The sequence below is a fragment of the Methylobacterium sp. J-030 genome (assembly GCF_022829545.1).
GTDB lineage: Bacteria > Pseudomonadota > Alphaproteobacteria > Rhizobiales > Beijerinckiaceae > Methylobacterium.
In genome coordinates, this window is record NZ_JAKSYM010000341.1 from 40709 (window position 1) to 61601 (window position 20893).

Genomic DNA, 20893 nt, shown 5'->3' on the forward strand with positions numbered 1-20893 from the left:
GCCTCGAGGGTGTTCCGCCACAAGCTGCCAAGTGTTCGCAGCACAGCCTTGCCTGCGGCAACGCGCAGTCGCGCCTGCCGGCGGACGAGGCCGGACGCGTCGAAGCACCCGGCCGTCGGTATGAGTCTCGATAATAACCTGAAATTGCGGGCGGTGCGGCGTTCTGTCTAGCTAAGTTCGAAATGAAAGCGTGTCAGTCCCGAACTCTTGCCGCACCTGACCCGTTAGGGTCGTAGGCTGCCGCAGCGCGGCCAGGATTCGATTGCCGGAGGTGACGAACGCCGGGCAGGAGAGAGCAGGTTCGATGGAACAGCCCGACGCTTGGCATCAGACAGACCGGCTCGACGCCGAGCAGGGCAAGGGCGATCCGTTCGCCGCCGCGGTCCGCGCCACGCGGATGCCGATGATCATCACCAATCCGCGGATCCCCGACAACCCGATCGTCTACGCCAACGATGCCTTCCTGCGCATGACCGGTTACGGCCGCGACGAGGTGCTGGGCCGCAACTGCCGGTTCCTCCAGGGCAAGGACACGGATCGCGGCGCCGTCGCGCTGATCCGCGATGCGGTCCAGGCCCGCACCGACATCGCGATCGACATCCTGAACTACCGCAAGGACGGGATGCCGTTCTGGAACGCCCTCTATCTCAGCCCCGTCGTCAACGAGGGGGGCGAGGTTCTGTTCTTCTTCGCCTCGCAGCTCGACGTCAGCGACCGGGTGGACGCGCACCTGCGGGTCCAGCAGGAGAAGGACCGGTTCGAGACCGAGGTCGCCAACCGCACCCGCGACCTGACCGAGGCGCTCGCCACCCAGACCATGCTGGTCCACGAGGTCGATCACCGGGTCAAGAACAACCTCCAGATGATCGCGGCGCTGCTCGCCATGCAGACCCGGGCGATCACCGATCCGGCGGCGCGCAATGCCATGGAGGCGATGCTGACCCGGGTCGAGGCCCTGGGCACGGTCCATCGCCGGCTCTACCAGTCCAACAACGTCGAGCGGTTCGACGTGGCCGAGTTCGCCCGCGACCTCGCCACCGACCTCGTCCGCGGCTCCGGCGACCGGATCCGCCTGCACCTGGACCTGGAGGCCGTGGAGATCCCGGTCGCCAAGGCCCCCCCCGTGGCGCTGATGATGAACGAGCTGATCACCAACGCCCTCAAGCACGCCTTCCCGGACGACCGCCCCGGCCGGCTCTCCGTGACGGTTGCGCCGGACGCGGGCTATTTCACCATCAAGATCGCCGATGACGGCGTCGGCATGCCCGTCCAGGTGATGGAACAGCGCTCCTTCGGGAAGCGCCTGATCGGCACGCTCTGCCGCCAGCTCAGTGCCAGCATCGCCTGGATGGCCAACGATCCCGGCACGATCGTCAGCATACGCTTGCCGCGTGAGATGGCCGGCGGTCTGGAGTCCTCATGACCGAGCCGCTCAGGATCCTCGTCGTCGAGGATGAAGCCCTCATCCTGATGCAGATCGAGATGATGCTGGAGGAGGCCGGCCACTGCGTGGTGGGAACGGCCATGACCTCCCGGGAGGCCATCGCCCTCGTCCACGAGACCCGACCCGAACTGGTCCTGATCGACTTGCGCCTCGGCGACGGCTCCTCAGGCGTCGACGTGGCGCACGCGGTGCGCCAGCTCGGCGGTATCACGGCCGCGTTCATGACCGCCAACGCCCGGGCGCTCAGCGAGGATATGGCCGGCGCCACGGCGGTGATTGCCAAACCCTTCACCGGCTCGGTGCTGGAGGAATCCCTGGCCTATCTTCTGGATTGCGTACGCCGGCCGCCCCCGGCCGAGCTGGTGCCGTCGGGGATGCGCGTCGCCCCGGCCTGGCTCGCGAGCTTCGCCCGGATGCGGGCCGGGCCGCCCCCTCGACAGGGGCCGCGCCGCAACTAAAGTAACGCCATGCCGAGCTTGACCGTAGTACGCCTTCTGACCCTCGTTGTCTGCCTGCCGTTCCTGGGCGCGGCCGCCCGGGCCGATACCTGCGACGACCTCGCCCGCCAGATCGCGGGGGCGATCGGCGGCAAGGTCGGCAAGCGCGCCGGCCCCAGCATCGACATCCGTCTCGCCGGGCCGATCAAGTTCGATGTGACCTGCCGGGCCGAGCCGATCGTGCAGGCGACCTCGGCCGAGCCCGCCCCCTCGGCGACCTTCTTCCGCGACCTGTCGGTGGCCTCCGAAATCCTGATTGGCGAATCGGCTTCCGCCGTCGAGCCGATCATCGCCAACGCCTACCGGACATCGCTGTCGGAGCGGCGCAAGTCCTTCATCCAGCAGAATGGCTGGTCGGCCTCCTGCTACACCGACCCGGGCAGCAGCACGATGCGCACCCTGTGCTCGGTGGGACGCATCCCGCCGGGATAGGGCTCGCGCTGATCCGGTCGATGCGATGCCGTGAGACATAGCTATTATTGATACGGAGGTTGTCCGACAAAGCCTTACGCCCGCGCAGCGCTCGAACCTCGTCAATGCCTCCAGCAGAACGAGTCATCTCTGCAGCCAAGCTGCCGGAGAATTTTTTAGCAGCCTGTTCGGTGCTCGCCATCAGTAGTGATCAACGAGCCGCTCCAGACTTTCCAACCAAGCCGAGACATCGCGAGCCTCGGCTGGAAGACGCTTGTAGTTGTGGGCTGCCTCGTTTCTGACATCATAGTCCTTGTTGAGAGTCGCCAGGGTGGCCGGATCCGCTTGAAAGATCACTTCCAGCTTCCGCCTCAGCGAGAATGCCTTGATGTTCTCAAGAACGTAGCGCCAAGCCGTCCCCTGGACGGTCTTGGCGGCAGCCTCTCCCTCGATACGCTTCTCTGCTTCCTTCCGGGTAACGTACTCGAACTGCGCCCATCCCAGGAGATAGAACGCTACGTCAACAGCTTCCTGTGCATCGCGGATCTGTTGGGCGTCGCCCCGCCGCTCCAAGAGTTGCTTGTCCAGAAGCGCCCTGACCCGGTCGTAGGCACGTTTCGTGTCAGTCAGTTTGCTCACGCGTGGACTTCCACGCCGATTAGGTCACGGAAGGCTGTTTCATCCCATGGCCGCGCTTCCCGCCGCTCGCCCCGGATGATGTAGACCCAACGCGTGATGCTGATGTCGCGCGAAGTGTCGAGAAGGATAGCGCTCCGTTCATGCGTGATAATGTCGATGCGGCCATTGGAGCCGATGACCCAAAGCCCAGCTGGCACGATGCTCATGACTGGCGACTCGCCCCTGCTGAGGTCGAGGATGGCCAGTTCGCGATCGGGAATAGCGAACTTCTGCATCAGATCTTCGGACATGAGGATCGTTCGCGAGCGGTCCGCAGTAAGGCCTTCACGGGCCCCCCACGCTTCTGCTTGGGCGTAGATGGCCGCGATACGCTGCTGCCAATCGTCCAAGCGCATGTCCAAGTCAGTCCTATCGAAGACGCTGCCGTCGTCGTTGAATTCCCAAACGTAGAGCGGATCTAAGTCGCAGTGATGGGGCACGTTGCCATCGAAATACAAGATCGACAGCCTTAGGCGCTCGACGTTGAAGTTCCAGACCTCGTGCTGGGGCCCCGGTCCGCGCGACAGCTCGAACAGCTCTTTCCAGCACCGCTCCAGCTCTGTGCCTTTGAAGTCGCGCGTGCCCACGCTCACAGCAGCGGTCACAACCACACTATCCGGGAAGACGATTCTCAGGTTCGACGCGGGTGGCCCCTCCGAGAACTCGTGGCACACCTCGGCATCCTTGATCTGGATGCTCCTAATCAGGCGCTCGGGAGGGAAGTCCGTCTCGTCCCCAACGCGCTCGGTGAAGCGCGCCCTTACGTCGTCCGGCCCGAGCAGGCGAGGTCCGTGCATCCGGACCTTCGATCCGAACACCACGTAGCGGTTGCCGACATTAGCCAGGACCTGCCGCTCATAGGGATGAGGGGCTATCAGACCGGAGTGAGCTTCTGAGGCGGTCACGCTTAGATCCTGTTGCGATCAAGACATGACGATGGGCCTACGCAGCCGAGGCCGCAAGACACGACAGCTTGGAGGTTTTGTTCCGCCTGACCGGGGACGACCGTCTGGTCCTCCCCGGCTTCGGTCTCGATTGCGCGGTGGCCGATCTCTATGCCCGCACGCCCCTCGTGCGGGCGCGGCGCTGATCAGTACTCGATCACGCCATCGAGCGCGTAGTGCTTCACGGTCTTGCGGTTGGCGATCAGCTCGTCGACCGTCGGCTCGCCCTTGAGGGCGCGGGCGATGGCGAGCTTCGTCGCCTCGTAGTTGGTCCGGTACAGGTCCTTCTGGTCGAGGTCGTCGTCCTCGGCGCAACGCTGATCGAGCCAGATCATGATGATCATGCACAGCTCGTCGAGGCCGTCCTTGGGCAGGATGCCCTCGATGATGCAGTCCACGATCGCGTCGCCGGTGGCCGCCTGGACCACGCCGCCGAGGAGCTCAGCATACTCGGCCGTGTGGATCGTGACCTTGGTGGTCATCATCGTGGCCGGGCGCACCAGCTGGTTGAGGTCGCGGACCACGAACATCCGGGTATGGCCCTGCACCTGCCCCATCATCGACGCGAAGGCCTGACCCACCGGCCCGCGCACGGAGCCGATCAGCACCTCCGGCATCGCGTCGGTGTACTGGCCCTCGGCCGCCAGCACCGTGGCCTCGCCCGTGCGGAACCAGATCTCTTGCATATGTCGACTCCACCTGATCGGAGCCCGCGGGAGACATCATCGCGCCGCCCGCGTCAATTGCTCAGAGCAGGCCGACCCCGTCGAGCACGCCGACCAGCGCGAAGGCGATCGTGATGCCCGAGATGACGTAGACCACCCATTTGTAGGCGCCGGTGACGCGCTTGTCCTCCGGCAGGGCCCGGGTGGCGAGCAGGATCAGCAGGCCGAGCGCCAGGGGCAGGAGCAGCGCGTTCATCACCTCGACGGCGATATTGAGGGCCACGAGATTCGGCACGAGCTGCACGGCCACGGCCCCCGCGGCGACCACCAGCGCGAAGGCGCCGTAGAAGGCCGGCGCCTCCCGGGGCGACTGCTCCAGGGAATGCGGCTTGCCCGTCACGTCGCCAAAACCCCAGGCCAGCGCCAGCGCCACGACGTTCAGCGCCACGAAGGCCGCCGCGATGATCCCGACCCCGAACACTGCCTGCCCGAGCCAGGGCCCGAGGGCCGGGGTGAAGGCCCCCGCGAGGTCGCCCACGGTCTGAAGACCCTCCTTCGTGCCCTGCCCGGCCTTGCCGATCGTGGCGGCGGCCGCGATCAGGATCGCCCCCATCACGCATTGCGAGATCACAGCGCCCACGAACGTGTCGAGCCGCGAGCTCCGCGCGTGGTCCCAGCCGAGGCCTTTGTCGACGATCGCCGATTGTTGGTAGAAAATCATCCACGGCATGATCACAGCGCCGATATTGGCGGCGATCAGCACCCGGAACTGGCCGTCGCCCAGCGGCATGTGGGCGAAGGACGCCACGATCTCCGAGGGATTCGGCCGTGCCGCGATCGCGAGGCCGATGAAGACCAGTTCGAACAGGCCGACCGCAATCGCCACCATCTCGACGCGCCGGTAGCTCCCCGTGAACACCAGCCCGAGCAGCAGGAGCGCCGGCAGACCGAGGCTCACGAGGCGCGGCACGCCGAACAGGTCGCCGATGCCGGCGATGCCGGAGAATTCGGTGACGATGGCGCCGATTCCGGCGACCACGAGGCCGCCGTAGGAGATCCAGGCCCAGACCGGCCCGTAATGCGCCCGGATCAGCTCGCCGTGGCCGCGACCGGTGGCGGTGCCGAGCCGCACCGTCAGCTCTTGGACGACGTAGAGGATCGGCACCAGCAGGATCTGCAGGAGCAGCAGCGAATAGCCCCACCGGGCGCCGCTCTGGGCCGCCGTGATCAGGCTGCCGACATCCGTGTCGGCCAGCATCACGACGAGTCCGGGACCCGCGGTCTTGAGGAACGTGGCGAGGCGGGGCAGGGAAGCGCTGGGCACGGCTCGGGAACAGTCCCGGACTGGGGCGGTTCCGGCGGGAGCCTGCGGCGTTTTCCCGGGCGCGGGAGGGGACAGCGATGGCGGAGAGCGCGGAGCGGGGGCTCGGCTGGAGCCTTCAGGCGAGCGCCGTACCGGAGGGGGTGCGGCTGGAACTCGCCCTGTCGGACCTCGGCGGTGGGCCGGTCACCGCCGTGATCGTGCTGGACCGGGCCGAGGCCCGCGCCTTCGCGCGCGCGCTGCTAGCGGCGGCGGGCGACGCCGCCGAGCGCACATTCCCGAAGCCGCGGACGTGAATCCGCCTCAGCGCAGGGCAGGACCGGGGTTGCGGCCCGGCAGGCGCGGCACCACCGTGCCGCGCCGCTCGACCGGCGCATCGCAGGCATAGGCGAACTCAGACTTCTGCGGGTCGAACACGGTCTCGCCAGTGATCCGGCAATCCTCCCGCACGGTCTCGTCGAGATAGGCGCGGGCGGCCGTGCGGAAGCGCGTCACCCGGGTCGCCGCCGGCTCCGGATCGATGCGGACCTCGCTGAGATTGCAGCCGGCATATTCGCGCAGGGCGTTGGAGACGATCAGCATCCGGCGCAATTGCCGGTTGTCGTAAACCTCGTAGGGCTCCTTGCAGCCGATCGTGACCACCTGCGGCGTGAGCGCCACATAGTTCCGCGAGATGTAGGAAAATCCGGTGGCGGTGCAGCCGGCGAGCGCCGAGCCCAGGAAGACGGCGGCTGGGGCGAGCCGGAAGGGCCTCAGGGCCGCGCGCTGTCGCATCCTCGTCATCCCCAGCCCGAAACCGATCCGCCGCGCGCTCCGGCGGGACACCGGTGTGCATTGAAACGGCTGCGCTTGCGCCGTCAATGCGTTTGTAACCGGCATCCTCCGCGTCCCGCCGATGGGTGTCGTCGCCAGCGGCGCCGGGGCGGCGTTGCCGGGATCGGCCGACAATCGGACAAATCGGACCCTCGCGAGATCCGGCGGACATACGGCCCGCGGGAGACCCGCTCCCGCACCGTCACCCGACCGCACCGGTCGGGGTCGCATTCCGATGCTTGCGGCGGCGAGGACGGAGCGCAGTTGCGCCGGCCGGATCGGTTTCGACAGGATCGGGACGTCCGCCGTGCCGAGATCCTCGTGCACGCGCCCCTCGTCGTGGCCGGTCATCACCACCGCCGGCAGGGCCTGTCCGGCGCGGCGGCGGACCGCCGCGATGCAATCCGTTCCCGTGACGCCGTTGCCGAGTTCGAAGTCGGTGATGAGAAGGTCGATCTCGGCGACGGAAGCGGGGATCGCGGGTTCGGCCTGAACCCGGCAGCCCCATAACTCCAGCAGGCTGGCCGTGGCCCGCAGCACGGCCTCATCATCCACGACCAGCAGCACCCGCAGGCCGCCGAGGGTCGACGGCGGATCGAGCGTGCGCGGCGGAGCCGCGAGCGCCTGCGCTTGGACGACCGGGAGGTTGCCGATGCCCACAAAGGTCCCGTACCCCGGCGCGGAGCGCAGCGTCACCTCCAGGCCGAGCAGCCCGCCGAGGCGCCGGAGGATCGGCAGGCCGAGGCCGACGCCCTCGATGTCCCGGTCGCCGCGGTGGTGGACCCGGTAGAACTCGTCGAACACCTTCGCCTGATCCTCGACCGGGATGCCGGGGCCGCGATCGTAGACCTGCATGGCGAGCCGACCGCCCCGCCGACGGCAGGCGATCAGGATCGGCCGGCCGGGCGCGTATTTGATCGCGTTGTTGACGATGTTCCGCAGCATCGTGGTCAGCATTGCCCGGTCGGCGCGCACGATCACCGCGCAGGCGCGGATGCGCAGCGCCGTCCCGTCGCGCTGGGCCGCCTCGGCGTTCCGGCGCCGCACGTCCTCGAGGATGTCGCCGATCGCGACGGCCGCGAAGCGCGGTTCCACCTTGCCGCTGTCGAGGGTCGAGATGTCCAGGAGTGACTTGAACAGGCGCGAGACGCGCTGCAGCGACCGGTCGATGATCTCGACCATCCGCAGTTCCTCCGGGCCGAGCTCGGCGCTCCGCAGGCGCGCGGTGAACAGGCTGATCGCGTGGGTCGGCTGGCGCAGGTCGTGGCTCGCCTGCGCCAGGAAGCGGGACTTGGACAGATTCGCCTCCTGCGCGCGGGCGTAGGCCGTGTGCAGGCGCTGCAGCAGCGCGTGGATGTAGGCCGGCACGAGGATCGGGGTGCAGGCCAGCGTCAGCACCAGGAAGGGATTGTCCCGCCAATACGCGTTGCAGGTGGCCGTCACGACGATCGACGCCAGCGCCACCGCGGCCGTGATCTTCAGATCGGTCGTCCCGAAGCGCAGGCCGTTTCCCACCGTGATCCACATCAGGATGGCGTAGATCGGCATCATCGGAGCGCCGCCCACCGCCATGGTCCAGGTCATCGAGCCCATGTCGTTGCTGATCGTGATGACGCGCCGCAGGAGCATGTTGCCCGGCCGCCGTCTGATCCAATCGTATTAAATGAAAGATAAAAACAGACTGAAAACCATAATATTGGGGATGATGTACCCCTCTGGCGAATAATATTGACAAAAGTCAATAGTAGATAATGGAGGATCGTGCTGCTGATCATGACGATGCGGACCACGGCCTGCGCCTTCTCAGTATCGAAGGGTTCGTCCTGCTCGTTCTGCAGAGGGGACATCGTCACCTTCATTTATGTTGAGCCGTGCTCGTCGAGTCGATGATCGGGGTGCGGTCAGGCGTCCCGTCCGGGTCTGCGCGGAGGATCCGGTCCGCCGCCGACCGCCGGACCGGGTCGATCAGGCGAGCCCCGCAACCCGTCGCCCTGGCGGAGGCCCGGCCGAAGGAACCGGCTGCGGCCTGTCCGAGCGCGACCTGCGGATCGACCGGGCGCTCGGCGCGCTCTACGATTCCGACCGCACGGGCGGGCTCGGCGCCTCCGCGCCCTCCGTGCCGCGCTGGCTCGGCGACATCCGCGACTACTTCCCGGCCTCCGTGGTGCAGGTGATGCAGCGCGACGCGTTCGAGCGGCTCGACCTCAAGCGCATGCTCACCGAGCCCGAAATGCTGGAGGCCGTGGTGCCCGACGTGGCCCTGGTCTCGACGCTGATTTCCATGCGCAGCCTGCTCGGCGGCCGGACCAGGGAGACCGCCCGGCTGGTGGTGCGCCGGGTGGTCGAGGCGCTGATGTGCAAGCTCGAGGAGCCGGAGCGGCAGGCGGTGAACGGCGCGATCGACCGGTCCCGGGTGAACCGGCGCCCGCGCCACGCCGAGATCGACTGGAATCGCACCATCCGGGCGAACCTGCGCCATTACCAAGCCGACTACAAAACCATCATCCCGGAGATCCGGCTCGGCCACGGGCGCCGGGGCCGCGGCTCCCTGAAGGACGTGGTGCTGTGCATCGACCAGTCCGGCTCGATGGCCGCCTCCGTGGTCTATGCCAGCATCTTCGGGGCCGTGATGGCCTCGCTGCCGGCAGTCTCGACCCGGCTCGTGGTGTTCGACACCGAAGTGGTCGACCTCTCCGACACCCTCGACGATCCGGTCGAGGTGCTGTTCTCGGTGCAGCTCGGCGGCGGCACCGACATCAACCGGGCGGTGGGCTACTGCGCGTCGCGCATCACCCGGCCCGAGGACACGATCCTCGTGCTGATCTCCGACCTCTACGAGGGCGGCGTGACGGCGGGGCTGCTCGGCCATGCCCAGCGCCTCGTCGCGGCCGGTGTGCAGTTCGTGGCGCTGCTCGCCCTGTCGGATTCCGGCGCTCCGGCCTACGACCGGGCGCTCGCGGCCCGGCTGGCCGCTTTGGGCGTCCCGGCTTTCGCCTGCACGCCCGACCTGTTCCCCGACATGATGGCGGCGGCGATCCGCAAGGACGATCTGGAAGCCTGGGCGGCCGGGGCCGGCATCGCGGCGGTGCGGGCCGATCCGGGGCCGGATCCGTAAGACCCGGGATGCCCGCATCGATCCCGGAACGGGGCCCGCCGAGGGCGTGTGGAACCACCCGCGCGTTCGCCTCCGGCCGTGGGAGCATTGCGCCCCACGGCACCCGACGGGGTTCGAGACCGGTGTCTCCTGTGTGATCCCACGCGGTCCGGGGTCTTCGCGGCGTTCCGGATAAAGGGGGGCAGAACCGCTCCGAACCGTTTCGCGAGCGTGGTCGTGCTCGATCGCGGCCTGCAATCCCGCGAGACGCCACCCCTCCATGTGTGCGCGTTGACGGCGCAGCCAGCGGCGGTGACTTATCCCGCGCATCTTTGGTTGTTTCCGCGAACAAAGCCGAGGATTCGATGGCGAATGGGGTTCTCTGAGGGATCGGTCTAGCAATATTGTGCCTATCGGCGGCGTCGACGAAGAGTTGTGCCGAGAATTACGGGATGGAGGGCGTCCTGATGTTCAACGCCCTCGCCGACAAGACTTGGATGGTCTGCCCGAACGTCAATCCCAAAGCCGCGTTCGACCGCGCGACGCAGGCGGTCCTGGTTGAGGGCTTCGTAGACGTGAACGCCGAGAAGGAACTCGGTACGCTGACGGCCCAGCAGCAGACCTCCGGTTCGGGCCGGCCGCGGACCCTGCGGGTCGTGGTTCGCAAGGCCGGCAAGGGCAGCCGGATCGACGCGCTGTCCATGGTGCAGGCGGGTCAGTCCGGCCAGGACATCGACAAGGCCCTCTGCCGCATCGTCGATGCCGCGGCGCAGGAAAGGCTCGCCGTGGACGGAGTCGGCTCGGGTGCGGACCACGGGCTGCCGGGTCGCCGGGGATCGAGCCGGCCGCGGCTGGTGATCCGGCCCGTCAGCGCCCCCCGAGACAGCCCGTCCCGGGCGCCGGCAGGACCAGCCACGCGCGCCCGGCATAGAGGCGCCCGACCGCGCCCGGCGCTGCGGGCTGCACCACCTGATGGCGCGGCCGGCCGAGACCAGGGCGCCCTCACCGGACGCCGCGAGCGCCACTGGAGCACCGAACGCCACGAAGGTCTCCGGCTGGACCGCGAGGGTCGTCAGGGCCGTGACGCCGAGCCCCCGGCGAGTGCGGCCGCGATGGCGGCGACCGGCAGGCTCCGCCGCAGGCGCGGGTCCGTCATCGTAGGCCTGCTCGAAGCGGCCCCCTCGTCTTCCACGGCGCGGATCTCCGCCGCGAGCTGCTCCACCGCGGTGTCGTAGCCGACCCGCCGCCAGCCCGGCTCGGACTGGATCGGCATCGCGAACAGCGGCTCGGCCCCGCCGAGGGCGACCGACCGGCCCGCCGGCAAGAGGACGGAGGTGAGGATCCGGCGATTGCCGGCGATCTCCAGCACGGTCCGGCCGCGGGCGCCGAGCCCCCGGACGATCGCCGTGAAGGCCTGGTAGCGCGGCGTCTCCATCGGGGCGGCCGGCCCGTGCGCGTCGTTCGGAACCGGGCCGAGGAGGGTGATGCGCGGGTCGGCGGCCGCGTCGGCGGCATCGAGACCTGCCACGACGCTGCGGATCGTGAGCACGGCCGGGTCCATCCCGGCGAGCCACGCGATCCCGCGCGTGTACAGCCCCTTCACCCCACATTGCAGCGGGAGCGCCCCGCGCCGCTCGACCGCCCGCAGGGACGGCACGAACGGCGCCGCGTGCCGGAGCCGGGACAGGTCCTGGTCGAAGGGGTAGCGGTACCACGGGGTCTGGCGCAGGAACACGGCGTAGGCGGCTAGCAGCCGCGCGTTGAACCGGTCCTCCTGTGTGGGCTCGGGGCCCCGCCACCACGCGGTCGCCGCACCCCGTCCGGCGGGCCGGGGCGAGGTGCCGGCTCGTCCCGGGCCGCCCCTGGGGATGTGCCGGCGGCTCCGCGACCTGACAGCGTGGCCATATCGCTCTTGCGGAACACTTGCGGAACGTTTAACCTGTTCGCGATTTGTTTCTGCGGCCGCCCGGGGCGGTCCGCCAAGCCGCGAGGCCCTCTTCGATGCTCACGCGCAAGCAGCTGGACCTTCTGCGGTTCATCCAGAGCCGCATGCAGGAATGCGGCGTTCCCCCCTCCTTCGATGAGATGAAGGACGCGCTCGACCTCAAGTCGAAATCGGGCATCCACCGGCTGATCACGGCCCTGGAGGAGCGCGGCTTCCTGCGCCGCCTGCCGAATCGGGCGCGCGCCATCGAGGTGATCCGCATCCCCGAGAGTCTGGCGCAGGCGGCCTCGCCCGCCCCCGAGCCCCGCCGCTTCACCCCGAGCGTGGTGGAGGGCGGCAAGTCCCGGCAGCCGGCGGCAGCGCCACCGATGCCGGCGAGCGCCAGGATGATCGACGAATCAGGCCGGGCGGTCTCGATCCCCGTCATGGGCCGGATCGCGGCCGGTACGCCGGTCTCGGCGATCCAGAACCAGAGCCACGCCATCACGCTGTCGCCGGACTTCCTCGCAGGCGGCGAGCACTACGCCCTGGAGGTGCGCGGTGATTCGATGGTCGAGGCCGGGATCCTCGACGGCGACCTCGTGGTGATCCGCAAGCAGGACACGGCCAATACCGGCGACATCATCGTGGCGCTGATCGACGACGAGGAGGCGACGCTCAAGCGCCTGCGCCGCCGCGGCTCCTCGATCGCCCTGGAGGCCGCCAACCCGGCCTACGAAACCCGCGTCCTGGGTCCCGACCGGGTCCAGATCCAGGGCCGGCTCGTCAGCCTCGTACGTCGCTACTGAAGCGGTTCGGTGGGGGCCTCCGCGGGGATCTGAGGCGCTTCGGTCGAGGCCATGCCGCCGTCCGTCCCCGCGGGGGGATCCGCCCCTTGCTCGAGCGGAGCGGGTGCCGGCCGCGGACGCCAGGGGGCGGACCGGCCATCGCCCTGGGCCGCGCGCATCGTGAAGCCAGTCTCGTCCGCCCGCAGGGCGATGGCTCCGCGCGTGGCCAGCACGCGGCGGTCGATCACGAGCGGTCCCGTGCAGGTCGGCGGCGCCGTGAGGCTCGTGATCAGCACGGCGGCCCGGGCGCAATCCTCCTGGAAGGCGCGCCGGTCGCGGACCAAGGCGACCGGCCTGCCGTCCGGCAGGAGCGCGATGCAGCCGAGACGGTCGCAGCGCCCGCCCGGGGCCGCGCCGGATCCGCGATCAGGTCGCCGCCCGTCGCCGTCCGCTTTGAGCCATTGCTCCAGCACGAAGCCCGAAGGGCTGCCGAGGACCGCGAGGCGGCCGTCCGGCCCGCGCACCGCGGCCCCTGAGCCCTGCCGGTCGACGTAGAGGTCGCGGCGCTCCGGCTGGACGAGCAGGCCGATCCCGAGCAGGACGGGCGGCAGGGCGAGCCAGCGCAGCCGCGAGGCCGGCAGTGTCGCCAGCAGCAGGGCCGCCGTCAGGGCGGCGAGGGCCCCGGGGCCGAAGGCCGGCACCACTAGGCTCGCCCGCTCGAACCCGGCGATCCAGTTCGAGATCGCCAGCATGCCGCCCACTGCCTGCCCCATCAGCCACCAGACCGGCCGGTCGAGGGCGAAGGGATAGGCGAGGCACCCGATCACGGCCGAGGGCATCACCACCAGCGAGACGAGGGGCAGCGTCAGGGCGTTGCCGACGAGGCCGAAGGGCTGGATCGTCTGGAAGTGGTAGGTGGCGAAGGGCGCGGTCGCGATCTGCGCCACCAGGGTCGTGGCCAGGGTACCGGTGACCGCCGACAGGCCGGTCCCGACGAGACGGCCGATCCGCCCGGCCCCCGGCCGCACGAACAGGCGCCCGTCGATCAGCCGGGCGCAGGCGATCAGCCCGGCCACCGCGCCGAACGACATCTGGAAGCTCGGCCCCAGCAGGCCCTCCGGCTCGCGGGCCAGCGCGATCAGGGCGGCCAGCGCGAGGTTGCGCATCGACAGGGCCGGCCGGTCGACGAGGATCGCGCCCAGCATGATCAGCGTCATGATCAGCGAGCGCTCGGCGGCGATGTCCCAGCCCGAGAAGGCGCAGTAGGCGCTCACCCCCACCATGGCGAAGCCGGCCGCGATCTTCTTGATCGGCCAGAACAGGGCGCAGTGGGGGATCAGCGCGAGCAGCGCCCGCACCAGCCAGAACACCACGCCGGCGGCCAGCACCATGTGGAGGCCCGAGATCGAGACCACGTGGTAGATGCCGGCGGCGCGCAAAGCGTCGTTGGTGGCCGGGCCGATCAGCCCGCGCTTGCCGGTCACCAGGGCCGCCGCCACCGCGCCCGCTTGGCCGCCTTCGGCCTCGGCGATCCGGCGAGTCAGGGCGTTGCGGGCCTGGTCCAGCGTCGCGGCGAGGCGTAGCCGCAGGGGCGGCGGCTCCGCGGGCGCCCGGACCGTGACCGCGCCGAGGAGCGAGCCGACCGCGCCGATTCCCTGGAAATACGCGTCCCGGGCGAAGTCGTAGCCGCCCGGCCGGGCCGCCTCCGGGGGCGGCAGCAGACGGGCCGTCGCCGCGATGGTCTCGCCGGGCCGCGGGATCGGCGCCTTGCGGAACGAGACCCGCACCCGGGACGGCCGCGCCTCGGGCCTGAGTCCGGCGAAGCTCTCCACGCGGATCACCAGCCGGGCGCCGACCTCGCGCTCGTCCAAGGCCTCCACCATGCCGATGAGCGGCCCGATGGTGGTCCGGGCCAGGATCGGCGCGGCGACCTGCGAGACCCGCCACGTCGCCGCCGCGAAGCCGAGGAACGCGAAGCCGACCGCCAGCGCCAGCGCCATCGCGACCGGCCGCGCTCCCAGGAACGGCACCGGCGCCAGGGCGAGGGTCGCCCCGATCAGCGGGGCGGCCAGGAGTGGCGTGCCGTCCGCGGCTCCGAAATAGACGAGAATTCCGGCCCCGAACGCCACCGCGAGCCAGGGGAACAGGCGGCGCTGCTCGGCCTCCCGGGCAAGGCCTTCGACCAGCCAGTTTCGAACGGCCGGAAGCGCGGGCACGCGCGGGCCGGCGAGCGCGAAGGCACCCCCCGTCAGCCTCGCGCCGATCCGCCGCATTGCCCCTGCCCCGATCCGCGCGACCTGTCGTCGGCGGCCGGGCGATTCCCCGGCCGATTCTTATCGCATCCGTGGGCCCGTGCTACGGGCGGCGCTTCGTGCTACGGGCGCCCTCATCGAGCCCGCCGCTCCGTGCTCCCCATCTCGCCCCGAACCTACCGGACCGATGTCCTCAGCCGTCGTCACGCGCTTCGCCCCCTCGCCCACCGGCTACCTCCATATCGGCGGCGCCCGGACGGCCCTGTTCAACTGGCTCTACGCCCGCCACACCGGGGGGCGGATGCTGCTGCGCATCGAGGATACCGACCGCGAGCGCTCGACCAAGGGGGCGATCGACGCGATCCTCGACGGTCTGTCGTGGCTTGGCCTCGATTGGGACGGCGACGTGGTGTTCCAGTTCGCCCGGGCCGAGCGCCACCGTGCGGTGGCCGAGGAACTGCTGGCCGCCGGCCGCGCCTATCATTGCTACGCCACCGCCGAGGAACTCGTGCAGATGCGCGAGACCGCCCGCGCCGAGGGGCGCGCCCCTCGCTACGATGGCCGCTGGCGCGACCGCGACCCGTCCGAGGCGCCCGCCGGAGCCAAGCCGGTGATCCGCCTGCGCGCGCCCCTGGAGGGCGAGACCGTGGTCGAGGACGCCGTCCAGGGCCGGGTGACTTGGGCCAACAGGGACCTCGACGACCTCGTCCTGCTTCGCTCGGACGGCACGCCGACCTACATGCTCGCCGTGGTGGTGGACGACCACGACATGGGCGTCACGCAGATCATCCGCGGCGACGACCACCTCACCAACGCGGCCCGCCAGAGCCAGATCTTCGCCGCGCTCGGCTGGGACGTCCCGCGGATGGCCCACATCCCGCTGATCCATGGGGCCGACGGGGCGAAGCTCTCGAAGCGGCACGGGGCGCTCGGCGTCGAGGCCTATCGCGACCTCGGCTACCTGCCGGCGGCGCTCCGCAACTACCTCGTGCGGCTCGGCTGGAGCCACGGCGACCAAGAGGTGTTTTCCACCGAGGAGATGATTGCGGCCTTCGATCTCGGCTCGGTCGGGCGCTCGGCGGCGCGGTTCGACTTCGCCAAGCTCGCCAACCTCAACGGCCTCTACATCCGCGGCAGCGCCGATGCCGACCTCGTGGCGGCGATCGAGACCATCCTACCGGGCGTCGGACCCCAGCGCGGCCTGTCGGCGCCGCTGCCGCCGGACCTCAAGGCCAAGCTCACTGAGGCCATGCCGGGCCTCAAGGAGCGGGCCAAGACCCTGATCGAACTTCTCGACAGCGCCTACTACCTCTACGCCCGGCGCCCGCTCGAACTCGACGACAAGGCCCGCGCCCTCCTGTCCGACGAGGGCCGCGGGCGCCTCGCCGGCGTGAAGCCGGCGCTCGAAGCCCTGCCGGAGTGGGGCGCGGCCTCGACCGAGGGCGCGGTGCGCCACTACGCCGAGGAGGCCGGCTGCAAGCTCGGGCAGGTGGCCCAGCCCCTGCGGGCCGCGCTCACCGGCCGGACAACCTCCCCGCCCCTGTTCGACGTGATGGCGGTGCTCGGCCGGGACGAGACCTTGGCCCGCCTCGGCGATCAGGTGTCGCAGGGCTGAAGCCGCCCGCAGGGCCGGGAACGGCGGATTCCGGCCCGGATTTCGCTTGGTGGCATCCGGGTCACGAATTTGCTTGGCGTCGGGGTCCGGTTGTCACGGACCCCGTTGCTGCTGCAGTGCGGTTTGGGTAACGCAGGTCTGTGAGCACCCGCAGCATGTGGCGCGGTGCTCATGCCCCCGGGACCGCCCGGGGGAGCCCGAGGCCGGCATCCGCCACGTCGCCAGAGAAGGGTCCACGATCCATGAGCGCACCCAGCACCATCACCGTGGACGGCAAGACGATCGAATTGCCGGTGAAATCCGGTACGATCGGGCCGGACGTCATCGACATCGGCAAGCTCTACGCCCAGACCGGAGCCTTCACCTTCGACCCGGGCTTCACCTCGACGGCCTCCTGCGAATCGAAGATCACCTACATCGACGGCGACGAGGGCGTGCTGCTCTACCGCGGCTACCCGATCGAGCAGCTCGCCGAGCAGGGCGACTTCCTCGAAACCTGCTACCTGATGCTGTTCGGCGCCCTGCCGACCGCCGCCCAGAAGGCCGATTTCGACTACCGGGTCACGCGCCACACCATGGTGCACGACCAGATGAACCGGTTCTTCACCGGCTTCCGGCGCGATGCGCACCCGATGGCCGTGATGGTGGCCTCGGTCGGCGCGCTCTCGGCCTTCTACCACGACTCGACCGACATCACGGACGAGAGCCAGCGGATGATCGCCTCCATCCGCATGATCGCCAAGATGCCGACGCTGGCCGCGATGGCCTACAAGTACTCGATCGGCCAGCCCTTCGTGTACCCGAAGAACGACCTCGACTACACCTCGAACTTCCTGCGCATGTGCTACGCGGTGCCGTGCGAGGATTACGTTGTGAATCCGGTCTTCGCCAAGGCGCTCGACAAGATCTTCATCCTGCACGCGGACCACGAGCAGAACGCTTCGACCTCGACGGTGCGGCTCGCCGGCTCCTCGGGCGCCAACCCCTTCGCCTGCATCGCGGCCGGCGTCGCCTGCCTGTGGGGCCCGGCCCATGGCGGCGCCAACGAGGCGGCGCTGAAGATGCTGATGGAGATCGGCACGCCGGAGAACGTCAGCAAGTACGTCGCCAAGGCCAAGGACAAGAACGATCCGTTCCGCCTGATGGGCTTCGGCCACCGGGTCTACAAGAACTATGATCCCCGCGCCCGGATCATGCAGAACACCACGCACCAGGTGCTGAAGGAACTCGGCCACTCGGACGACCCGCTGCTCCACGTCGCCATGGAGCTGGAGCAGATCGCCCTCAAGGACGATTACTTCATCGAGAAGAAGCTCTATCCGAACATCGATTTCTATTCGGGCATCACCCTCAAGGCGATGGGCTTCCCGACCGACATGTTCACGGTGCTGTTCGCGGTGGCGCGCACGGTCGGCTGGATCGCCCAGTGGGCCGAGATGATCGAGGACCCGTCGCAGAAGATCGGTCGTCCGCGCCAGCTCTACGTCGGCCCGGCCCAGCGCGACTACGTGGCGGTGGACCAGCGCGGCTGAGGCGGGACCTGGCCCGGACGATGATCAGGGGGGCGGCCGGGAGGCCGCCCTTCGCGTTTGCGGGGCCGGCGGATCTCCGCCTGGCCTATCGCCCGCCCTACGATTGGGCGGCGATCCGCGCCTTCCTGGCCAAGCGGGCGATCCCCGGGGTCGAGGCGACGGACCCCGCGGCGGCCTACGCGCGCACGGTCAGCGTCGCGGGGAGGCACGGCCTCGTGACGGTCGAGCCCGGCGTCGACGGCCTGTGCGCGACGCTCCGCGGCATTGAGGCGAGCGACGCTCCGACGATCACGGGACGCCTGCGCCGCCTGTTCGACTGCGACGCGGATCCCGCCGCCATCGCGGAATGCCTCGCCGGGGATCCGGTGCTGGCGCCGCTCGTGGCGGCACGGCCCGGCTTACGGCTGCCCGGCGCCTGGGACCCGTTCGAGACCGGCTGCCGGGCGATCCTCGGCCAGCAGGTCTCGGTGGCCGCCGCGATCGGGCTCGCCGGGAAGCTGGTGGCGGCGTTCGGGACGCCCCTCGCGGAGCCGTTCGGCGGCCTGACCCACGTCTTTCCCGCACCGGCCGATCTGATCGAGGCGGATGTCGCCCTGGCGCTCAACATGCCGCGGGCCCGCGGCGCGGCGATCCGGGCGCTGGCCGCGGCGGCGCTGGCAGATCCAGACCTGTTCGCCCCAGCCGAATCCCTGGAAGCGGCGGTGCTGCGCTTCACGGCGATCCGCGGCATCGGTCCCTGGACGGCGCAGTACATCGCCATGCGGGTGCTCAAGCTGCCGGACGCCCTGCCGGTGGGCGATGTCGGCCTGCTGCGGGCGCTCGCGACCGCCACCGGGCGTCCGAGCGCGGCCGAGCTTCTGGCCCAGGCCGAGGCATGGCGGCCGTACCGGGCCTACGCGGCGCAGCACCTCTGGGCGGCGGATGAGGCGGCTGTAAAGCAGGTGTGATTCGGCGCTGCTCGACGATTTCGTTGCCACCGTCTTTGCGCGCGGAGCGAAGCAACCCAATGTTGCGCAACACCGGCCAGTCGCGCGCTGTCCTTGGGTCACTTCGCTGCGCTCGTGATGACGGAGGGGACGCTTGACCCGGTGCGCTTCATCACGGGGCTTGGCCGGGCTATGGATCGTGCCGTCATTGGGGTGTGTGGAACGCACCGCGGACCCTTCGCCCTTGACGACAGCCCAGTTCCTTCTCCGGCTCGCGGCGCCATTTGGCGGCGGGGTGCTGGCCCTCGGCGCGCTCTGGCTCAGCCAGCGCGCGCATTGAGGACAGGGCCATTCCACCTGACCTCCTCAGTCTGGAGCTCGAGGGATTGCAGAGGCCTCGGAAGAGCTTCTTCGAGGCCTGCGCTGCGCTTCGGCACCACCGGATGAAGGGTTTGTCGGGAGGTTGTTCGATCGACCGGGCTGACGCCTTCAAAGGGCTACCTCAGGCGACGCTGCCGTAGAGGTCGTACGCCTCGGCCCGATCGACCTTCACGGTGACGATGTCGCCGACCCGCACCGGCCGCCGGAACGCCGCGTGGACGGTGCCGTCGATCTCCGGCGCGTCGGCCTTGGACCGACCCCGCGCGACCCCGCCCTCGACGGCATCGACGATGATGGGCAGCCGCTTGCCCACCTTGGTCCGCTGGAGCCGGAGCGCGATGCCGTTCTGGGTCTCCATGAACCGGCGCTTGCGCTCGGCCTTCACCTCGGACGGCACGAGATCGCCCAGCGCGTTGGCGGTGGCGCCGGCCACCGGCTCGTACGCGAAGCAGCCGACCCGATCGAGCTTGGCCTCCTGCAGCCACGCCAGCAGCTCCTCGAACTCCGCCTCGGTCTCGCCGGGGAAGCCGACGATGAAGGTCGAGCGGATCGCGAGATCCGGGCAGGTCTGCCGCCAGCTCCGGATCCGGTCGAGCTGGCGCTCCTGGTTTCCCGGGCGGCGCATGCGCTTGAGCACCGACGGGCTCGCGTGCTGGAGCGGCATGTCGAGGTAGGGGAGCACCGTGCCCTCGGCCATCAGCGGGATGACCTCGTCCACGTGCGGGTAGGGGTAGACGTAGTGCAGCCGCACCCAGGCCCCGAGCGCGCCGAGCTCCTTGGTGAGATCGTAGAACTTCGCCCGCACGCTCCGGTCGCGCCACGGGCTCTCGGCGTAGCGGATATCGATCCCGTAGGCGCTGGTATCCTGGCTGACGACCAGCAACTCCTTCACGCCGGCGGTGACCAGTTTTTCCGCCTCGCGCAGCACGTCGGCGGCGGGGCGGCTTACGAGGTTCCCGCGGAGCGACGGGATGATGCAGAAGCTGCAGCGGTTGCTGCACCCCTCCGAGATCTTCAGGTAGGCGTAGTGGCGCGGGGTGAGCTTGATCCCCTGCGGCGGCACGAGGTCGAGGAACGGGTCGTGGGCCGGCGGCACCGCCTGATGGACGGCCGCCACCACGGACTCGTAGGCCTGGGGCCCGGTCACCGCCAGGAGATCGGGGTATTTCTCGCGGATCTCCTCCGGCTGCGCGCCCATGCAGCCGGTGACGATGACCCGGCCGTTCTCCGCCATGGCCTCGCCGATCGCCGCGAGCGACTCCGCCTTGGCGGAATCGAGGAAACCGCAGGTGTTGACGATCACCACGTCGGCCCCGTCGTGCCGGCGGGCCAGCTCGTAGCCCTCGGCGCGCAGATGCGTGAGGATCCGCTCGGAATCGACCAGCGCCTTAGGGCAGCCCAGCGACACGAACGAGATTTTGGGGGCCGCGGTCTTGGCGGCGGGCGTAGCGGTGGCGGTCATGGGCGCATTCGACGGATCGGACGCCGCCCGCGTGTGGCCGGTGGGACAGCCACACGGGGCGCGGGGACGAGAATTCGGGGTCGCGTCCCTATAGCGGTTCCAGCCCGCCCGCGCGAGACCGGCCGCCGCAGGGGTGGCCGGTCCCG

18 protein-coding genes are annotated in these 20893 nt (G+C 69.7%); 9 read left to right on the forward strand and 9 right to left on the reverse strand.

The window, feature by feature from the left end:
• Window positions 1-304: 304 nt before the first annotated feature.
• Genes MKK75_RS35890 through MKK75_RS26320 form a run of 3 tightly spaced genes read left to right on the forward strand, consistent with a single transcriptional unit; the run spans window position 305 to window position 2373 of the window.
• Window positions 305-1423 carry a histidine kinase dimerization/phosphoacceptor domain -containing protein gene (locus MKK75_RS35890; protein WP_279594145.1) on the forward strand — a complete coding sequence of 373 codons (1119 nt, stop codon included), beginning with the start codon at window positions 305-307 and terminating at the stop codon, window positions 1421-1423.
• A complete protein-coding gene (locus MKK75_RS26315) occupies window positions 1420-1902 on the forward strand; it encodes a response regulator (protein ID WP_244045432.1) in 483 nt (160 codons plus the stop codon). The genes MKK75_RS35890 and MKK75_RS26315 overlap by 4 nt, the downstream gene beginning before the upstream one ends.
• Window positions 1903-1911: 9 nt before the next feature.
• Window positions 1912-2373, forward strand: coding sequence for a hypothetical protein (locus MKK75_RS26320; protein WP_244045433.1), 462 nt, complete (start codon window positions 1912-1914; stop codon window positions 2371-2373).
• Window positions 2374-2553: 180 nt separating this feature from the next.
• Here the strand turns inward: MKK75_RS26320 and MKK75_RS26325 are convergent, their stop codons facing one another.
• The 4 genes from MKK75_RS26325 to MKK75_RS26340 form a co-directional block, all read right to left on the reverse strand.
• Window positions 2554-2991, reverse strand: coding sequence for a hypothetical protein (locus MKK75_RS26325; protein WP_244045434.1), 438 nt, complete (start codon window positions 2989-2991; stop codon window positions 2554-2556).
• Window positions 2988-3935: a hypothetical protein gene (locus tag MKK75_RS26330; RefSeq protein WP_244045435.1), complete on the reverse strand. Its 948-nt coding sequence runs from the start codon at window positions 3933-3935 to the stop codon at window positions 2988-2990. The genes MKK75_RS26325 and MKK75_RS26330 overlap by 4 nt, the downstream gene beginning before the upstream one ends.
• A 185-nt stretch (window positions 3936-4120) precedes the next feature.
• Window positions 4121-4660 carry a formaldehyde-activating enzyme gene (fae, locus tag MKK75_RS26335; RefSeq protein ID WP_244045436.1) on the reverse strand — a complete coding sequence of 180 codons (540 nt, stop codon included), beginning with the start codon at window positions 4658-4660 and terminating at the stop codon, window positions 4121-4123.
• 61 nt (window positions 4661-4721) lie between these two features.
• Window positions 4722-5963: an NRAMP family divalent metal transporter gene (locus MKK75_RS26340; RefSeq protein WP_244045437.1), complete on the reverse strand. Its 1242-nt coding sequence runs from the start codon at window positions 5961-5963 to the stop codon at window positions 4722-4724.
• A gap of 77 nt (window positions 5964-6040) precedes the next feature.
• Between MKK75_RS26340 and MKK75_RS26345 the strand changes: the two genes are divergently transcribed.
• Window positions 6041-6256 carry a hypothetical protein gene (locus MKK75_RS26345; RefSeq protein ID WP_244045438.1) on the forward strand — a complete coding sequence of 72 codons (216 nt, stop codon included), beginning with the start codon at window positions 6041-6043 and terminating at the stop codon, window positions 6254-6256.
• A gap of 7 nt (window positions 6257-6263) precedes the next feature.
• Here the strand turns inward: MKK75_RS26345 and MKK75_RS26350 are convergent, their stop codons facing one another.
• On the reverse strand, window positions 6264-8402 hold the full coding sequence (locus tag MKK75_RS26350) for a hybrid sensor histidine kinase/response regulator (RefSeq protein ID WP_244045439.1): 2139 nt from the start codon (window positions 8400-8402) through the stop codon (window positions 6264-6266).
• Window positions 8403-8634: 232 nt separating this feature from the next.
• Here MKK75_RS26350 and MKK75_RS26355 point away from each other — a divergent pair, with 232 nt between their 5' ends.
• Entirely contained in the window at window positions 8635-9888 is a 1254-nt protein-coding gene (locus tag MKK75_RS26355) for a VWA domain-containing protein (RefSeq protein ID WP_244045440.1), read from the forward strand.
• 389 nt (window positions 9889-10277) lie between these two features.
• Here MKK75_RS26355 and MKK75_RS26360 read toward each other — a convergent pair whose 3' ends face one another.
• Together MKK75_RS26360 and MKK75_RS26365 are read right to left on the reverse strand one after the other, a co-directional pair.
• Complete coding sequence (locus MKK75_RS26360) at window positions 10278-10682, reverse strand: hypothetical protein (protein ID WP_244045441.1); 405 nt, start codon at window positions 10680-10682, stop codon at window positions 10278-10280.
• A 257-nt stretch (window positions 10683-10939) separates the two neighbouring features.
• On the reverse strand, window positions 10940-11602 hold the full coding sequence (locus MKK75_RS26365; RefSeq protein ID WP_244045442.1) for a hypothetical protein: 663 nt from the start codon (window positions 11600-11602) through the stop codon (window positions 10940-10942).
• Between the two features lie 266 nt (window positions 11603-11868).
• Here MKK75_RS26365 and lexA point away from each other — a divergent pair, with 266 nt between their 5' ends.
• The gene (gene lexA, locus MKK75_RS26370) at window positions 11869-12600 is read left to right on the forward strand and encodes a transcriptional repressor LexA (protein WP_244045443.1); all 732 of its coding nucleotides are present in this window, start codon (window positions 11869-11871) and stop codon (window positions 12598-12600) included.
• Here the strand turns inward: lexA and MKK75_RS26375 are convergent.
• A complete protein-coding gene (locus tag MKK75_RS26375) occupies window positions 12594-14852 on the reverse strand; it encodes a ComEC/Rec2 family competence protein (protein WP_244045444.1) in 2259 nt (752 codons plus the stop codon). The two genes, lexA and MKK75_RS26375, sit on opposite strands and share 7 nt — an antisense overlap.
• 166 nt (window positions 14853-15018) lie before the next feature.
• Between MKK75_RS26375 and gltX the strand changes: the two genes are divergently transcribed.
• The 3 genes from gltX (at window position 15019) to MKK75_RS26390 (ending at window position 18925) form a co-directional block, all read left to right on the forward strand.
• Window positions 15019-16446 carry a glutamate--tRNA ligase gene (gene gltX, locus MKK75_RS26380; protein ID WP_244045445.1) on the forward strand — a complete coding sequence of 476 codons (1428 nt, stop codon included), beginning with the start codon at window positions 15019-15021 and terminating at the stop codon, window positions 16444-16446.
• A gap of 242 nt (window positions 16447-16688) precedes the next feature.
• On the forward strand, window positions 16689-17978 hold the full coding sequence (gltA, locus tag MKK75_RS26385) for a citrate synthase (RefSeq protein WP_244045446.1): 1290 nt from the start codon (window positions 16689-16691) through the stop codon (window positions 17976-17978).
• A 20-nt stretch (window positions 17979-17998) separates the two neighbouring features.
• Window positions 17999-18925, forward strand: coding sequence for a DNA-3-methyladenine glycosylase family protein (locus MKK75_RS26390; RefSeq protein WP_244045447.1), 927 nt, complete (start codon window positions 17999-18001; stop codon window positions 18923-18925).
• Between the two features lie 481 nt (window positions 18926-19406).
• Here the strand turns inward: MKK75_RS26390 and rimO are convergent, their stop codons facing one another.
• Window positions 19407-20747, reverse strand: coding sequence for a 30S ribosomal protein S12 methylthiotransferase RimO (rimO, locus tag MKK75_RS26395; RefSeq protein WP_244045448.1), 1341 nt, complete (start codon window positions 20745-20747; stop codon window positions 19407-19409).
• Between the last annotated feature and the right edge of the window lie 146 nt (window positions 20748-20893).

Bases quoted from the DNA above. Each gene is read 5' to 3' on its own strand.
- MKK75_RS26320 (WP_244045433.1), top strand. From the start codon at position 1,912: ATGCCGAGCTTGACCGTAGTACGCCTTCTGACCCTCGTTGTCTGCCTG.
- gltA (WP_244045446.1), top strand. From the start codon at position 16,689: ATGAGCGCACCCAGCACCATCACCGTGGACGGCAAGACGATCGAATTG.
- rimO (WP_244045448.1), bottom strand. From the start codon at position 20,747: ATGACCGCCACCGCTACGCCCGCCGCCAAGACCGCGGCCCCCAAAATC.
- fae (WP_244045436.1), bottom strand. From the start codon at position 4,660: ATGCAAGAGATCTGGTTCCGCACGGGCGAGGCCACGGTGCTGGCGGCC.
- MKK75_RS26345 (WP_244045438.1), top strand. From the start codon at position 6,041: ATGGCGGAGAGCGCGGAGCGGGGGCTCGGCTGGAGCCTTCAGGCGAGC.
- MKK75_RS35890 (WP_279594145.1), top strand. From the start codon at position 305: ATGGAACAGCCCGACGCTTGGCATCAGACAGACCGGCTCGACGCCGAG.
- lexA (WP_244045443.1), top strand. From the start codon at position 11,869: ATGCTCACGCGCAAGCAGCTGGACCTTCTGCGGTTCATCCAGAGCCGC.
- MKK75_RS26375 (WP_244045444.1), bottom strand. From the start codon at position 14,852: ATGCGGCGGATCGGCGCGAGGCTGACGGGGGGTGCCTTCGCGCTCGCC.
- MKK75_RS26350 (WP_244045439.1), bottom strand. From the start codon at position 8,402: ATGCTCCTGCGGCGCGTCATCACGATCAGCAACGACATGGGCTCGATG.
- MKK75_RS26355 (WP_244045440.1), top strand. From the start codon at position 8,635: ATGTTGAGCCGTGCTCGTCGAGTCGATGATCGGGGTGCGGTCAGGCGT.
- MKK75_RS26390 (WP_244045447.1), top strand. From the start codon at position 17,999: ATGATCAGGGGGGCGGCCGGGAGGCCGCCCTTCGCGTTTGCGGGGCCG.
- gltX (WP_244045445.1), top strand. From the start codon at position 15,019: ATGTCCTCAGCCGTCGTCACGCGCTTCGCCCCCTCGCCCACCGGCTAC.
- MKK75_RS26315 (WP_244045432.1), top strand. From the start codon at position 1,420: ATGACCGAGCCGCTCAGGATCCTCGTCGTCGAGGATGAAGCCCTCATC.